Annotated in this window: 11 protein-coding genes; 4 read left to right on the plus strand and 7 right to left on the minus strand. The window is 73.1% G+C overall.

Annotated elements, in window-relative coordinates:
• Positions 1 to 4: 4 nt before the first annotated feature.
• Genes OHA89_RS07200 through OHA89_RS07210 form a run of 3 tightly spaced genes read right to left on the minus strand, consistent with a single transcriptional unit; the run spans position 5 to position 2876 of the window.
• The gene (locus OHA89_RS07200; protein WP_266613648.1) at positions 5 to 643 is read right to left on the minus strand and encodes an LUD domain-containing protein; all 639 of its coding nucleotides are present in this window, start codon (positions 641 to 643) and stop codon (positions 5 to 7) included.
• Positions 640 to 2124: a lactate utilization protein B gene (locus OHA89_RS07205; protein ID WP_406365698.1), complete on the minus strand. Its 1485-nt coding sequence runs from the start codon at positions 2122 to 2124 to the stop codon at positions 640 to 642. Before OHA89_RS07205 ends, OHA89_RS07200 begins: the two co-directional genes overlap by 4 nt.
• Positions 2121 to 2876 carry a (Fe-S)-binding protein gene (locus tag OHA89_RS07210; protein WP_257553294.1) on the minus strand — a complete coding sequence of 252 codons (756 nt, stop codon included), beginning with the start codon at positions 2874 to 2876 and terminating at the stop codon, positions 2121 to 2123. The genes OHA89_RS07205 and OHA89_RS07210 overlap by 4 nt, the downstream gene beginning before the upstream one ends.
• Positions 2877 to 2894: 18 nt before the next feature.
• Here OHA89_RS07210 and cobF point away from each other — a divergent pair, with 18 nt between their 5' ends.
• On the plus strand, positions 2895 to 3647 hold the full coding sequence (cobF, locus tag OHA89_RS07215; RefSeq protein WP_257553295.1) for a precorrin-6A synthase (deacetylating): 753 nt from the start codon (positions 2895 to 2897) through the stop codon (positions 3645 to 3647).
• A 6-nt stretch (positions 3648 to 3653) separates the two neighbouring features.
• On the opposite strand, the gene OHA89_RS07220 is transcribed toward cobF, so the two are convergent.
• The 3 genes from OHA89_RS07220 to OHA89_RS07230 form a co-directional block, all read right to left on the minus strand.
• On the minus strand, positions 3654 to 4796 hold the full coding sequence (locus OHA89_RS07220) for an aminotransferase class V-fold PLP-dependent enzyme (RefSeq protein ID WP_266613650.1): 1143 nt from the start codon (positions 4794 to 4796) through the stop codon (positions 3654 to 3656).
• 113 nt (positions 4797 to 4909) lie between these two features.
• Complete coding sequence (locus OHA89_RS07225) at positions 4910 to 6502, minus strand: endo-1,3-alpha-glucanase family glycosylhydrolase (RefSeq protein WP_406365699.1); 1593 nt, start codon at positions 6500 to 6502, stop codon at positions 4910 to 4912.
• 243 nt (positions 6503 to 6745) lie between these two features.
• Entirely contained in the window at positions 6746 to 8161 is a 1416-nt protein-coding gene (locus OHA89_RS07230) for a family 2B encapsulin nanocompartment shell protein (RefSeq protein WP_266613653.1), read from the minus strand.
• Between the two features lie 321 nt (positions 8162 to 8482).
• Here OHA89_RS07230 and OHA89_RS07235 point away from each other — a divergent pair, with 321 nt between their 5' ends.
• On the plus strand, positions 8483 to 9634 hold the full coding sequence (locus OHA89_RS07235) for a family 2 encapsulin nanocompartment cargo protein terpene cyclase (protein ID WP_406365701.1): 1152 nt from the start codon (positions 8483 to 8485) through the stop codon (positions 9632 to 9634).
• A gap of 23 nt (positions 9635 to 9657) precedes the next feature.
• Here OHA89_RS07235 and OHA89_RS07240 read toward each other — a convergent pair whose 3' ends face one another.
• Positions 9658 to 10965 (minus strand): tetratricopeptide repeat protein, encoded by a 1308-nt coding sequence (locus OHA89_RS07240; protein ID WP_406365703.1) that lies wholly within the window; start codon positions 10963 to 10965, stop codon positions 9658 to 9660.
• 306 nt (positions 10966 to 11271) lie between these two features.
• Here OHA89_RS07240 and OHA89_RS07245 point away from each other — a divergent pair, with 306 nt between their 5' ends.
• Together OHA89_RS07245 and OHA89_RS07250 are read left to right on the plus strand one after the other, a co-directional pair.
• The gene (locus tag OHA89_RS07245; protein WP_257553301.1) at positions 11272 to 12681 is read left to right on the plus strand and encodes a family 2B encapsulin nanocompartment shell protein; all 1410 of its coding nucleotides are present in this window, start codon (positions 11272 to 11274) and stop codon (positions 12679 to 12681) included.
• A 13-nt stretch (positions 12682 to 12694) separates the two neighbouring features.
• On the plus strand, positions 12695 to 14944 hold the full coding sequence (locus OHA89_RS07250; RefSeq protein ID WP_406365704.1) for a germacradienol/geosmin synthase: 2250 nt from the start codon (positions 12695 to 12697) through the stop codon (positions 14942 to 14944).
• Positions 14945 to 15046: the final 102 nt, after the last annotated feature.

Consider the following 15046-nt stretch of genomic DNA (forward strand, 5'->3'; position numbering starts at 1 on the left):
GCCCCTATTGTGCGCCGGGCGCTGTCAGGAGGATCACGTCCAGGGCGCGGGGGCCGTGCACACCCTCCACCCGGTCGAGTTCGATGTCGCTGGTCGCGGAGGGGCCCGAGATCCACGTCAGCGGGCGGGTGGGGTCGAGGCGTTCGAGGGCCTGCGGGACCGAGTCGACGACCTGGTCGGGGACCCGGACCACGCAGACGTGGTGGTCGGGGATCAGGGTGATCCGGCGCCGGCCCTGCCCGGGGCCCGCGTCGAGGACGATCGTGCCGGTCTCGGCGACGGCCAGGGCGCAGCCCGTCACGACGCTGTCCACGCCGTCGAGTTCACGGGTGGTCGACGTCTGCCGGTCGGGGACCAGGGTGGCGTCCACGTCCGCCGTCCACCGGACGGGCAGGCCCGCCGGTACGAGCACCTGCCGCGATCCCCGCTCGGCGAGCAGCCGCGCCAGCAGCGGCACGAGCCCGCCCTCGTCGGCGCGATGGACCCGGGCCCGGTATTCGGCGAGGTTCGCCGCGAGCAGGTCCGCGGTCTGTGCCGGGGTGCGGGCCCCATGCACGCGCAGGTAGTCCCGGGGGATGTCCACCTCGGGGCCGCCCGCGGCGGCGCGGCGGATGCGGGCCAGGATGCGGTCCCTGCTGGTCACTGCGGGTTCCCCCGTTCTCGGGTCCACCAGTCGCGGAAGGACTCCGCCGGGACGGCGGGCAGTTCGCGGGTGTCGGTCCAGGCCCGTCCCGGGCCGGGCAGCCGGCGCGGCCGCAGCCGGCGGGCCCGGGCGAGGAGCCGCATCCCCGCACGGAGCGCGCCGGGATGGTCCAGGAGCAGCCGGGCGGCGCGCATGGCGGCCCGTTCGGCGGTGTGGCCGTGCGCGGGGCGGATTGTGACGCGGATGCCGTCCCGGGTCACCGGGCCGCCCTGGGCCACCCGTTCGCGCAGGTGGAGGAGGACCTCGGGGATGTCGATGGCGACGGGGCAGACCTCGTAGCAGGCGCCGCACAGGGTGGATGCGTAGGGCAGCGAGGCGTCGATCTCGCTGCTGGTGCCGCGCAGTTGGGGGCTGAGGATGGCGCCGATGGGGCCCGGGTAGACGGATCCGTAGGCGTGGCCGCCGGCGCGTTCGTAGACGGGGCAGACGTTGAGGCAGGCGGAGCAGCGGATGCAGCGCAGGGCCTGGCGGCCCACCTCGTCGGCGAGGGTGTCGGTGCGGCCGTTGTCGAGGAGGACGAGGTGGAAGGCGGCGGGTCCGTCGCCGTCCGCCCCTCGTGAAGGGCCCAGCCCCGTCCACATCGTGGTGTACGGGTTCATCCGCTCGGCCGTCGAGGAGCGCGGCAGGGTCTGGAGGAAGATCTCCAGGTCCCGGAAGGTCGGGACGACCTTCTCCACGCCGACGACCGAGATCAGCGTCTCGGGCAGGGTCAGGCACATCCGGCCGTTGCCCTCGGACTCGAGGACGACCATGGTGCCGGTCTCGGCGACCATGAAGTTGGCGCCGGACACGGCGACTTTGGCCCGCAGGAACTTCTCGCGCAGGTGCAGCCGGGCCGCCTCCGCGAGTTCGCGCGGGTCGTCACCGAGCGGGTCGGGCGCCGGCCGCCCCCAACGGCCCATCTCCGTACGGAAGATGTCGCGGATCTCGGCGCGGTTGCGGTGGATCGCCGGGACCAGGATGTGCGAGGGCCGGTCGTGACCGAGCTGGACGATGAGTTCGGCGAGGTCGGTCTCGTACGCGGCGATCCCGGCGGCCTCCAGCGCCTCGTTGAGGCCGATCTCCTGGGTGGCCATGGACTTGACCTTGACGACCTCCCGCTCGCCGGTGGCGAGCACCAGGCCGGTCACGATCCGGTTGGCCTCGTCCGCGTCGGCCGCCCAGTGGACCGTGCCGCCCGCGGCGGTCACCGCGGCCTCCAGCTGGAGGAGGTAGCGGTCGAGGTGGCGCAGGGTGTGGTCCTTGACGGCCTTGCCGGCGGCCCGCAGCCGGTCCCAGTCCGCGAGTTCGGCGACCGCGCGGGCCCGTTTGTCGCGGATGGTGTGCGTGGCGTGCCGGAGGTTGGCCCGCAGTACGCCGTCCCGTACTGCCTCGCGGGCCGCCTCGGGGAACGCGGGCATGCCGAGATGCGTGCCGGTCATGACAGGGGCTCCTCCTCGGTCGCGGCCAGGATCTCGGCGAGGTGCACGGCCCGCAGCGGGGTCCCGGCCCGGCGCAGCAGGCCCTCGAGGTGGGCCAGGCAGGAGTTGTCGGCGCCGCACAGCACCTCCGCGCCGGTGGCGGCCGCGCTGCCGGTCTTGTCGGCGCCCATCGCGGCGGACACGTCCGGGTTCTTCACGGCGAAGGTGCCCCCGAAACCGCAGCACTCCTCGGCGCCGGGCAGCTCGACCAGCTCCAGGCCCCTGACGGCGGCCAGCAGCCGGCGCGGCCGGTCTCCGAGCCCGAGGGCGCGCAGGCCGTGGCATGAGGGGTGGTAGGTGACGGTGTGCGGAAAGTACGCGCCGACGTCGGTCACCCCGAGCACGTCGACCAGGAACTCGCTCAGCTCGTATACGCGCGGCGCGAGCGAGTCGGCGGCCTCGGCGAGCGAGGTGCCGCGCCCCTCCCCCGCCGCTTTCCGGCCCATCCGCGGGTAGTGCTCGCGGATCATCGCGGCGCAGGACCCCGAGGGGGTGACCACGTACGGGTACCCGGCGAAGGCCTCGGCCGTGCGCCGCATCAGCGGTTCGGCCTCGTGCCGGTAGCCGGTGTTGTATTGCGGCTGCCCGCAGCAGCTCTGGGCCGCCGGGAAGTCCACGGTGACGCCGAGCCGCTCCAGGAGGCGTACGACGGCGATGCCCGTGCGCGGGTACAGCGCGTCGTTGACGCAGGTGACGAACAGGGCGACGCGCATGACGGGCAGAATAGCGGCGTGAAGAAGTTCTCAGTGATCGGCATAGGCGCGGGCGACCCGGACCACCTGACCCTCCAGGCGGTCAGGGCGATCGGCGCGGCGGACGCATTCCTCATCCTCGAGAAGGGCGAGGAGAAGGCGGATCTGACCGGGCTGCGGCGCGCGATGCTCGACGAGCACGCCCGCCCCGGCCACCGGCTGGTGGAGGGCCGCGACCCGGACCGGGACCGCACCCCGGCCGACTACACCCCGACGGTGGACGGCTGGCGCAGCGCGCGGGCCGAGCTCTTCGAGCGGTTCATCGCGGAGGATCTGGCGGAGGGCGAGACCGGGGCGTTCCTGGTGTGGGGCGACCCCTCGCTGTACGACTCCACGCTCGCGATCCTCGACGAGGTGCTGGAGCGCGGCCGGGTGGCCTTCGAGCACGAGGTGGTGCCGGGCATCAGCAGCGTCTCGGCGCTGCTGGCACGGCACCGGACCAATCTGAACCGCGTGGGCCGCCCGGTCCAGATCACCACCGGGCGGCGGCTGGCCGAGGGCTGGCCGCAGGACGTGGACGACGTGGTGGTGATGCTGGACGCGCGGCACGCCTTCACCGCCCACCTGGACCAGGACCTGTTCATCTACTGGGGGGCCTACGTCGGCACCCCGGACGAGATCCTGGTCCAGGGCAAGCTCGCGGACGTCGCCGGGCGGATCGAGGAGCTGCGCACCGAGGCCCGCACCCGCAAGGGCTGGATCATGGACACCTACCTGCTCAGGCGCGGCTGAGCCCCCTTACGCCAGGAACGCGGGCAGGGCCGCGGCGAGGCGCTCGTACTCCTCGGGGTGGTTGTAGACCTGCCCGCAGACGCGCAGGCCGCCGCCGCCCGGCCGGGGCCAGACCAGGACCCGGATGCGGAGCTTCGCCGCGAGTTCCTCGCGCATGGCCCGGGCGGCGTCCTGGGTCTCGGCGACGCCGGGCGGCAGCAGGACGGAGCGCATCGGGAGGCCCGGGGTGTGCGGGAGGACGGTGAACCCGGGGAGCCGGGCGAGCAGGTCCGCGCCGTAGGCGGCGAGCGCACTGTTGTGGGCCCGTACCTTGGCGGCGTCGAGGCTCTCCAGCAGGCCGAGGCCCTCGGGGGCGGCCAGCCAGCCGGTGTAGTCGGCGGTGGCCCGGTACTCGACCGAGCGGGGGAAGCCGCGGTGGTCCTCCCAGGAGGGCACCAGGGCCCTGACGCGGGCCCGGTGGGCGGGGGCCACGGCGAGGAGCGCGCTGCCGGGCGGGGCGTAGCCCCACTTGTGCAGGTTCCCGAACCAGAAGTCGGCTCCGGCGGCGATCGGCTCGGCCAGCGTGCCGGGGGTGTGGGCGCCGTCGACGACGGTGGTGATCCCGCGCGCGGCGAGGTCCGCGAGGAGCCGGGGGCCGGCGAGGAGGCGGGCGGTCGGCGAGCTGACGTGGTCGAGCAGGGCCACCTTCGTGCGGGGCGTGAGCGCCGCCAGCACGGCCTCGCGCACGGCGTCCTCGTCGGGCAGGCGCGGGTCCAGGGCCACCGTGGTGACGGGCGCGCGGCGGGCGGCCGCGGCGGTCACGGTGCCGTAGCCGTGGTCGGTGACCAGGATCTCGTCGCCGTCGGCGAGCGGGATGGCGTCGAGTGCGAGGTTGGCGCCCTCGGTGGCGTTGGAGATGAAGGCGATGCCCTCGGGGTCCGCCCCGAGCTGGGCCGCGATCCGTTCCCGGGCCCGGGCCAGCCGGTCGGAGACGCCGTTGAAGAAGGCGTCGGGGTCGGCGTGGGCCTCGGCGCGCAGCGCCTCCTGGGCTTCCTGGACGGGGACGGGGACCGCTCCGTAGGAGCCGTGGTTGAGGTGGGTGACGGCCGGGTCCAGCCGGAAGAGGGCGCCGCCGCCGGGGAATGCGGTCGGGGTGGCGGGCTCGGTCACGGGTACCTCCGGGTGGCGGGTGCGGCGGGGCTGCTTCCGGATCATCCAAGGGCGGCGCGCGGCCCGACAAGGCCAATCGCGACACAGTGGCCTGCCCCTGGTTCGCCGCTCCCCTACCGTTCCCGCCCGCTGGTCGCCGCGTAGTACTGGAGGTCCTGGACCTCCACCGTGCCGTCCACCGGGTACGGCAGCCGCACCTCCGCGCCGGCCTTCCCGCCCCGCACCACGGCCGCCGAGGTGGTGCCCGCCTTCAGCGGCAGCAGCTCGGAGTGGACGCCCGCGGGGGCCTCGTGGGTGTCCTTCGCGGATCCGACGGCCGTACGGACGACTCCGGGCCCGGCGAGGAAACTGAGCACCTCCACCGTGTCCCTGGGCGCGGCGGTGCCCTTGCGCGGCGCCATCAGCAGCGACTGGTCGCCCGTCGGGTCGGCGGCCGCGAACTGGGTGCGGGCGGTGAGGTACAGCGTGTCCCGGACGATCTTCGGCCAGCTGCCCGTCTTGAACCGGGTGAGGTAGTAGGAGGTCAGATCCAGATAGGCGTACCCGTTGTGCAGGGAGGGCGCGAACTGGCTGCCCTCCGAGTAGTCGTTCCAGGTGGTGAGCTGGACCCAGTCGGCCCCGTCCTCGATGGCGTGCGTCCAGGTGGAGCGCAGGGTGGCGGTGTTGCCGGCCTCGTCGTAGATGCCCTGGTTGGGGCGGGCGTCCTGGACCGAGACGGGCTGCATCCAGATCTTGCCCAGGCCGTGCGCCCGCCGGACGTCGCGGGTGTTGCTCTCCTGGCCGACGTAACTGCGGCTGCCCCACTCGGAGAAGCCGTGGCTGATGGGGGCGAACGCGTCGCTGTGGGCGCCGAAGTCGAGGAACAGCGGGACGAAGGCGGTGCGGACGCCGTGTCTGGACCGCAGGATCTCCAGGGCCTCGGTCCACCACGCGACGCTCTTCTCCTCCGCCTTGAAGGGGGAGACGACGAGCCGGCCGTCGGGGAGCCGGTGGGCGGCAGGGGCGTCGCCGAGCGTGGCGATCGCGTCGGCGAGCACGCCCGGGTCGTCGGTCTTCAGCGAGGTCATGTCGGGCATCAGCATGATCTTGAAGGCCGGGTCGACCGAACGGGCCGCCGCCATCAGCAGGTTGCAGCGGTCCCAGTTCCGGCCGGAGAGGGAGAGCACGTCCAGGGTGAACCCGTCGATGCCCGCCGCGCGGGCCGTGCGCACCTCCTGCTGGAGGTTGGCGTACTCCCAGTCGCCGGTCTTGGGTTCGACGGGCAGCGGCCGGTCGCGGAGCAGGCCGCCGTACTTCCCGTGCTTGCCGCTCTCGCCGTCCGGGTTCAGGTAGTTGCGGGTGTAGTAGTCGCCGTCCGCGCGCGCGTTGTCGAGGGAGAGCGGGTACGGGGTGAAGTAGTGGGCGAACACCAGCTTCTTGCCCGCTTCGCCGGAGCGCAGGGCGGCCGGCTGGGGCATGTCGAAGGGCAGGGCGCCGGCGGGGCGCGCCGCCCCGGTGTCCGTCGCGCCCCCGGGGTTGCCCTTGGCGGCCGCGCCCCCGGTCGGCGGCGGGCTCTCGGCGGGCTGCGGGGCGGCCGGTCCGGGGTCGCCGGGCGACGGGCTGCCGCCGACCGGACCGGCGGACGACGGGACGCTGATGCCCGGGTCCGACCGCCGTGCGCGGAGGTCGCGTTGAAGGGGTCCCAGGCGAGGCCGGCGGCCGCGCACGCCCCGACGAGGAGGAAGGCGGAGAGCAGCAGGGTCAGCAGCGGCCTGCGGCCGCGGAACCCCGATCGGCGCCGGTGCGACACCGGCCGGGCCGCCCGCTCCGGCCGCCGCTGTGCCCGCCGGTCAGCCCGCCGGTCCGCTCTCATCCTGGTCCCTCCCCCGCACATGCCCCCCAGTGGGGGGCTGCACAGCAGTAGAGCCCATGACCGGCTTCCGGACAACCGTTCCCGGTATCGGCCCCGGTCAGGAGCGCGTGGCGGCGATGTCGGCGTTCTCCAGGATTCCGATGGCGTCGGGGACGAGGATCGCCGCCGAGTAGTAGGAGCTGACCAGGTAGGACATGACCGACTTCTGGTCGATGCCCATGCAGCGGACGTTGAGGCCGGGTTCGATCTGCTCCGGGATCGCGGCCGGGCGCAGGCCGATGACGCCTCCGTTGTCCTCTCCGGTGCGCAGGGCCAGGATGGAGCTGGTGTGGCCGCCGACGACGGGGATCTTGCCGCAGGGCAGCACGGGGACGCCGCGCCAGGACGGCACCTGCTTGCCGTGGACCTCCACGGTGTCCAGGGCGAGGCCGCGCTTGTTGCACTCGCGGAAGAAGGCGGCGATGGCCTTGGGGTGCGCGAGGAAGAACTTGGTGCCGCGGCGCATGCTGAGCAGGTCGTCCATGTCGTCGGGGGTGGGCGGGCCGGACCAGGCGCTGATGCGCTGCCCGTAGTCGGCGTTGTGCAGGAGCCCGAAGTCGCGGTTGTTGAGCAGCTCGGACTCCTGTCGTTCGCGCATCGCCTCCACCGTCAGGCGCAGTTGCTGCTCGAACTGGTTCATCGGGTCGTTGTAGAGGTCGGCTACCCGGGTGTGGATCTGCAACACGGTCTGGGCGAGGCTCAGTTCGTACTCGCGCGGCCGCAGTTCGTAGTCGACGAAGGTGGCGGGCAGCAGGGCCTCGCCCGCGTGGCCGGAGGCCAGCTCGATATCGGCCTCGCCGCGCCGGTTGACGGGCCTTCGGCCGTTCTCCACGTACTGGTCCAGGTGGGTGCGCAGGCTCGCCGCGCGGCCGAGCACCTCCTGGAAGGAGCTCCAGCGCAGCACCATGACGGTCCCGGCGGTCGCGGCCCGTACGCCGTACCCCCACCGCGGGTCGGTCTGGCCGAGGGCATCGTCGCCGAGCTGGTCGCCGTCGGCCACGACGCCGAGGAGTTCGGCGCCGCCGTACTTGCCCTCGGCCCGCTTCTCGAAGCGGCCGTGGGCGATGATGAACACCTCGTCGACGGGGGCTCCCGCCTCCACGAGCCCGTCGCCGGCGCGCAGGTCGCGCTTGACGAAGCGCAGGGCCAGTTCCTCCAGGACGGCCGTGTCCTCGTACCCCTTGAGCGTGGGCAGTTCGGTGAGGGTGGGGGCGAGGATGCGTACGTCGTCCGCGCCGGCCTGGACGAACGAGACCCGGCCGCGCCCCACGGCATGGGTCAGGCGGCGGTTGACGCGATAGGTGCCGGCTCCGAGGTCCACCCAGGGCAGCATGCGCAGCAGCCAGCGCGAGCTGATGCCCTGCATCTGGGGAACGGACTTGGTGGTCGTCGCGAGATTGCGGGCCGCGGCGGTGCTCAGGCTCAGCTGCCGGTCGTCGGCGGAGGTCAGGGGTGGCTGCGCCTCTGCGGTCATGCGGGGTTCCTCCCTGCGTCGGTCACGCGGAGCGTGCTGCACGCCCACGGTGGGGCGCCGGGCGGGGCGCGCGGTAGCCGCACCGGCCCGGGCGTCTGTTGAAAATCCCGGCCGGTTGAAGCCCTGCACTCCTGTACGAACGGCCTGGCGCACGGGCTGCCGTACGGACTGCCGTACGGGCTGCCGTACGGGCTGCCGTACGGGCTGCCGTACGGGCTTTCAACGCCGCCGGATCTTCAACAGGTCCGGTGGCCCCGGGGCTACCGGATCCCTGGCCGGCCCGCGCTCCATGGGTGGGTGTGCCGACCCGCAGGAGGATCCATGGACCGCGCCCCCGCCCACGCCCCGGGCCGCCCACGCGTGCCCGCCGCCGATCCGGCGGAGGTCCTGCGCCGGCTGCTCGGCGGCCGCAGCGGCCTGGGCACCTCACCCACGCACACCGATCCCGCCCCGAGCACGCGCAGCGGCACGGGCACGGGCACCGGCACCGCCACCGGCACCGGCACCGGCACCGGCCCGGGAGTCGTCATCCCCCCGCTGTACTGCCCCGACGCCGTCCGGGACGACCCGGCGCTGGCCGATGTCGTCAACGACCGGCTCGTCCTGTGGGCGGCCGAGACCGGGATCTACGCGGGCCGCCTGGACGCGCTGCGCGCCTGCCACTTCGGCCGCCTGATGATGCTCGCGCACCCGGACTGCGACGACCCCGACCGGCTGCTGGCGGCCGCCAAGTGCGGGCTCTCCGAGTGGTCCGTGGACGATCACTGGGCCGACGAGGGCGAGGACGCCGACCCCGGGCTGCTCGGCCTGCGCACGGCGCTCGCGCACGCCGTGGTCGACCCGGTGCGCCTGCCGGCGGGCTACGAGCGGCAGTTCGAGGAGCGGGTGGCGGCCGAGCCGGTGCTGCGCGCCTTCCGTTCCAGCCTCGAGCACCTCGCCGAGTTCGCCTCCCCGACCCAGGTGACCCGCCTGCGCTACCAGCTGGCCGTGATGTTCGTCGGGTACAACCACGAGGCCGAGTGGCGGATGTCCGGCCGTCGGCCGCCGGTCTGGGAGTACCTGGTGCACCGGTACGAGAACGGCTTCTTCCCCTGCATGGTGCTGACCGATCCGGTCGGCGGCTACGAGGTGCCCGCGCCGGAGTTCGCGGACGCCCGGGTCCGGCGTACGTACATGTATGCGGGGGTGGCCACCTGCCTGCTCAACGACCTCTATTCGATGGCCCGGGAGGATGGCGCCGACACCAACCTCCCCAACCTGATCGCGGCCGAGGAGCACTGCTCCCTCCAGGAGGCGGTGAACCGCACGGCGGCGATCCACGACGACGTGATGCGCACGGTCGAGGCGGAGTCGGCGGCCCTGGCCGCTCTCGGCTCACCCGCGTTGGGCCGCTTCCTGGAGGGGGTCTGGAACTGGATGGGCGGAGCGAAGGAGTGGCACGCCACGAGCCCCCGCTACCACGGACCGGCCTGACACTCCCCAGGTTCTGGCACCCTCTAGGTGAGGGCGCAGGCGCGGGCCAGCAGCGCCCGCGCCGTGCGGTTGCCGCGTACCGGCTGGAGGCGGCCGCGCAGCCGCCGCAGGGCGTCGTCGACCCGGGCGGAGTCCAGCTGGGGCACCGCGTCCAGCATCTCGTGCCAGGTGGCACAGGCCCGTTCCACGTGGCCCTGGTTCAGGTGGAGTTCGGCGAGCCGGGCCAGGGTGACGGCGCGCGCCCGCCGCTCTCCCGGCGGCCGGCGGCGCAGTGAGGTGCCGAGCGCGGTGATCGCACCCCGCGCGTCCCCGAGGGCGGCCAGTGCTTCGGCCTGCTGATGGGCGAGCGCGGCGTGGTGGTAGTCGCCGATGGCGGCGCGCTGCCCGTCCGTCCGCTCCAACAGCCGCTCGGCTTCGGCCAGATGGGCCACCGCGGCCCGCCGGTCACCGCAGGCGGCCTCCGCGACGGCCAGCTGCCCGGTGACGAAGGCGGCCTGGAGCGCGGGCAGCCGTCCTGCCTCCCGGGCGGCCGCCTCCGCCAGCTCCCACGCCTGCTTGCGGTGTCCGAGGTGGTGGGCCTGCACGCTCATGGCCCGCAGTACGGGCGCCCAGCACCCGGGATCCCCCGCCTCCTGGCCGAGCCTCAGCCCCGCCCGGTAGTACGCCTGCGCCACGCCCTGCTGGTTGCCGTCGAAGCACAGGAACCCCGCGGTGTACGCGAGCCGCGCCGCGCAGCCCAGCAGCCGGTGCCGTACCGCGGGGGCGGCGCCCGCCCGCAGCCAGGGCGCCACGGTGGTGGCGAGGTAGCGGGTCAGGGCGGGCCGGGCCAGGCCGCTGCCGAACATCATGTCGGCGTTGCGGAAGACCGGCAGGACGGCCTCGGCCGCCTCCACGTGCTCCGGCCCGATCCTCCCCGACGAGCGGGCGGGAGCCCCGGCCGGGCCCGGCGGCGGCCAGCCCGGGGGCCGCCACGCGGAGGAGTAGACGGGGATCTCGCCCAGCAGGGCCAAGGCGTCCGCACCGTGCGGTTCGGTGCCGGGGCGGTCGCGCGCCCGGACCCCGGCGCCGACCCCGGCGGGCCGGGCGAGCCCGGTGTCGGCCGGGCTGATCCGCCGCCCGGTACGGCGGCTCAGCGCCTCGGCGGCGAGGGCGACGACGTGCGCCGGGGGCCGGGTGCCGGCCAGCCAGTGCGATATCGAGGTCCGGTCGTAACGCAGGGTGAGGCCGGCCTCGGCGGCCACGCCGTTGACGGCGCGCGCGAAGTCCTGCCCGCTCCAGCGCGCGTCGGTGAGGAGGGTGCGGAGTCGTCCGTTGGGTTCACGCTTGGCCATCAGAACCGCCCAGCTCGTACACGTGTCCATCCATTCAACGCGGTCGGACATTCAACACGGCGGGGCGGAGACGGATGTACCGGGTGAGGCCGTCCTGCCCCTAACTAAGACGTGTGCGCTCGGCGGCACGCGGTCACACCGCGTGGCCCTGGCGTACGGGAGCACGGCAGATCACACGGAGCGGGATCGTTCCTCCCGGTCACTCCCGCACGCCGCCCCCCGCACCCGAGGCCTCCGTACGGGGCGCTCCACCGCGCCGAGCATCCGCGCAGCTCCCAGGAAGACCGACCGAGAGGAAGGCCCGCCATGTCCGTCGACCCCAGCGCCGAAGCGAGCGCCGAGCACCTGACCGCCGCAGCCCGGCAGAGCCTGAGCACCGAGGCCGCCCGGAATCTGGCCACCACGACCAAGTCAGCCCCGCAGATGCAGGGGATCAGCTCGCGCTGGCTGCTGCGGATCCTGCCGTGGGTGCAGACGGGCGGCGGCACGTACCGGGTCAACCGCACCGTCAGCTACACCCTCGGCGACGGGCGCATCACCTTCGTGAAGACCGGCTCCGAACTGCGGGTCATCCCGGCGATGCTGCGCGAGCTGGGCATGCTCCGGTACTTCCCCGACGACCAGGTGGTCAAGGCCATCGCCGACCGGTTCGTCAAGGAGGAGTTCCGCAAGGGCGACGTGATCGTCCGGCGCGATGAACCCGTCGACAAGATCTACCTCATCGCCCACGGACGCATCGAGCGGCTGAGCGTCGGCGCGTACGGGGACGAGGCCAGCCTGGGCGTGCTCAGCGACGGCGACCACTTCGGCCACCATCCGCTGCCCGACGCCCGCTGGGAGTTCACCGCCCGCGCCCAGACCGACGTGGTGACGATGACCTTCAACCGTGGCGACTGGGACGCGGCCCTGAACAGCTCTGCCGCGCTGCGCCGGCACGCGGAGGCCTATCTGGAGGCGGAGCGCGTCGGCCGCCGGGGCAGCGACGCCGTGGACCTGTCGGCCGGCCACACCGGCGAGGTGATGCTGCCCGGCACGTACGTCGACTACGACCTGAGCCCGCGCGAGTACGAGCTGAGCGTCGCGCAGACCGTGCTGCGCGTGCACTCCCGGGTAGCCGACCTCTACAACCAGCCCATGAACCAGTCCGAGCAGCAACTTCGCCTGACGGTCGAGGCATTGAAGGAGCGTCAGGAGAGTGAGCTGATCAACAACGCGGAGTTCGGGCTGCTGCACAACGCCGACTACGAGCAGCGGATCTACGCCCGCACCGGCCCGCCCACCCCCGACGACATGGACGAACTCCTCAGCCGCCGGCGCGGGTCGCAGTACTTCCTGGCCCATCCGCGCACCATCGCCGCCTTCGGCCGCGAATGCAGCCGGCGCGGCCTGTACCCGGACAGCGTGGACTTCCAGGGCCACCGGCTCCCGTCCTGGCGGGGGGTGCCGCTGCTGCCCTGCAACAAGATCCCGGTGACGCCGGAGCGGACCAGCTCGATCCTGGTCCTGCGTACGGGCGAGGACAACGAAGGGGTCGTCGGGCTGCATCCGGTGGCGCTGCCCGACGAGTACCAGCCTGGCCTGTCCGTCCGCTTCATGAACATCAACGAGCAGGCGATCATCTCCTACCTGGTCACGGCCTACTACTCGGCGGCGATCCTCGTGCCCGACGCCGTCGGGGTGCTGGAGAACGTAGAGATCTCCCGTTTCGACGACTGAGGGGGGCCAGGACATGACCGCTCCGCAGGAGAACGTCTCCCGGCAGCCGTTCGAGCTGCCCGAGTTCTACCTCCCGCATCCCGCCCGGCTCAACCCCCACCTCGAGGAGGCCCGGGCGCACACCCGCGCGTGGGCCGCGGAGCTGGGGATGCTGGAAGGCTCGGGCGTGTGGGGCCCGGCCGACCTCGAGGCGCACGACTACGCGCTGTTGTGCGCCTACACCCACCCCGAGTGCGACGGCCCGATGCTCTCGCTGGTCACCGACTGGTACGTGTGGGTGTTCTTCTTCGACGACTGGTTCCTGGAACGCTTCAAGCGCTCCGGCGACCGGGCGGCCGGGCGGGACGCCCTGGAGCGGCTGGCGCCGTTCATGCCGGCCGACCCGCACGCGCCGGTGCCCGAGCCGGCCAACCCGGTGGAGGCGGGCCTCGCCGACCTGTGGCGGCGTACGGTGCCCGGCCACTCGGCGGACTGGATCGGACGCTTCACCGTCAGCACCCGCAATCTGCTCCACGAGTCGCTGTGGGAGCTCGACAACATCAACATCGGCCGGGTGTCGAACCCGGTGGAGTACGTCGAACAGCGCCGCAAGGTGGGCGGCGCGCCCTGGTCGGCGGGGATCGTCGAGCACGCGGTGGGCGTGGAGGTGCCCCCTTCCGTCTCCGAGGAGCGGGCGCTGCGCGTCCTGCGCGACTGTTTCGCCGACTCGGTGCACTTCAGGAACGACCTGTTCTCCTACGAGCGGGAGATCGGGAAGGAGGGCGAGCTCAGCAACGGGGTGCTGGTCCTGGAGCGGTTCTTCGGCTGCACCACCCAGGAGGCCGCCGACCAGCTGAACAACATGATCACCTCGCGGCTCCAGCAGTTCGAGAGCACCTTCTTCACCGAACTGCCCGTGCTGTTCGCGGAGAAGCGCCTGGACCCGGCCGGGATCCTCGCCGTCCTCACCTACGCCCGCGGCCTCCAGGACTGGCAGTCCGGCGGCCACGAGTGGCACATGCGCTCCAGCCGGTACATGAACACCCGCCCCGGCCGGACCGGCACGGACCTCCCCGGGTGGCTGCGCGGCCCAACAGGGCTGGGGACCACCGGTGCCAACATCAGGGCGCTGCTGGGCCTGACCGGCGGCGCGCGGCGGGTCCGCCGGCACACCAACACCCCGCATCCGGTGGGCCCTTCGGTGATCCCCCAGTTCTACATGCCGCTGCGGAACGAGCTCAGTCCGCACCTGGAAGGCGCCCGGGAGCGGCTCATCGAGTGGAACCGCGAAATGGGCATCCTCGACGAGGGAATCTGGTGGGAGGAGAAGGCGCGGGGCTACGACTTCGCGCTGTGCTCGGCGGGCATCGACCCGGGCTGCACCCCTGAGGCGCTGGACATCAGCGCGGGCTGGCTGAGCTGGGGCACGTACGCCGACGACGTCTATCCCCTGGTTTTCGGAACCGGCCGGAACCTGGCCGCCGCCAAGGTCCAGACGGCCCGGCTGCGCGCCTGCATGCCGCTGGACCTGTCCGCGCCGCCGCCCCCGGCCAATGCCATGGAGCGGGGGCTGGCCGACCTGTGGCGGCGCACGGCCGCGCCGATGGGACCGCGCGGCCGGGAGCTGTTCCGGGAGGCGATGGACCGGGTGCTGGACAGCTGGCACTGGGAGCTGGAGAACCAGGCGGCCAACCGGGTGCCGGACCCCGTCGACTACCTGGAGATGCGCCGGGTGACCTTCGGGTCGCCGATGACGATCGCGCTCGCGCGGATGGCGCACATGGACGTCGTCCCGCAGGAGGTCTACGCGAGTTCGGCCATGCAGTCGCTGGAGGCCTCGGCCTTCGACTACTCGGCCCTGGAGAACGACGTGTTCTCGTACCAGAAGGAGGCCGAGTACGAGGGTGAGCTGCACAACTGCCTGATCGTCGTGGAGAACTTCTTCGACTGCGACTATCCGGCCGCGCTGCGGATCGTGAACGATCTGATGACCGCGCGGATGAAGCAGTTCGAGCACGTGGTGCAGAACGAACTGCCCGTCATGTACGAGGACTTCGGGCTGGACGCGGCGGCCCGCGCGGCCCTGGACCGCAACGCCGAGGAGCTGAAGCGGTGGATGGCCGCCATCCATGTCTGGCACCTCGGGACACGGCGCTACCGGGAGGAGGATCTCGAGCGCCATCACGCGCACCGCCCGGCCGCGGCCGCGGGAGCGGTCGTCCCGAACCCGCCGGCCGGTGGCCGTCGGCTGCCGCCGGCTCCGCACCGCGCGGCGTGGGCCTGACCTGCGGGGCGGCCGGCCCGTCCGCAGGAATACGACATTCCCCTGGTCTCGTGACGCAAGCGGCGCATAATCGTCGTCATGCGGCTGGAAAAACCCTCTTGC

Origin of the sequence: Streptomyces sp. NBC_01546 (assembly GCF_045208355.1) — a bacterium.
GTDB lineage: Bacteria > Actinomycetota > Actinomycetes > Streptomycetales > Streptomycetaceae > Streptomyces.

Excerpts from the sequence above, each read along its gene's own strand:
- OHA89_RS07210 (WP_257553294.1), bottom strand. The coding sequence starts at position 2,876 with ATGCGCGTCGCCCTGTTCGTCACCTGCGTCAACGACGCGCTGTACCCG.
- OHA89_RS07250 (WP_406365704.1), top strand. The coding sequence starts at position 12,695 with ATGACCGCTCCGCAGGAGAACGTCTCCCGGCAGCCGTTCGAGCTGCCC.
- OHA89_RS07230 (WP_266613653.1), bottom strand. The coding sequence starts at position 8,161 with ATGACCGCAGAGGCGCAGCCACCCCTGACCTCCGCCGACGACCGGCAG.
- OHA89_RS07240 (WP_406365703.1), bottom strand. The coding sequence starts at position 10,965 with ATGGCCAAGCGTGAACCCAACGGACGACTCCGCACCCTCCTCACCGAC.
- OHA89_RS07235 (WP_406365701.1), top strand. The coding sequence starts at position 8,483 with ATGGACCGCGCCCCCGCCCACGCCCCGGGCCGCCCACGCGTGCCCGCC.
- OHA89_RS07245 (WP_257553301.1), top strand. The coding sequence starts at position 11,272 with ATGTCCGTCGACCCCAGCGCCGAAGCGAGCGCCGAGCACCTGACCGCC.
- OHA89_RS07205 (WP_406365698.1), bottom strand. The coding sequence starts at position 2,124 with ATGACCGGCACGCATCTCGGCATGCCCGCGTTCCCCGAGGCGGCCCGC.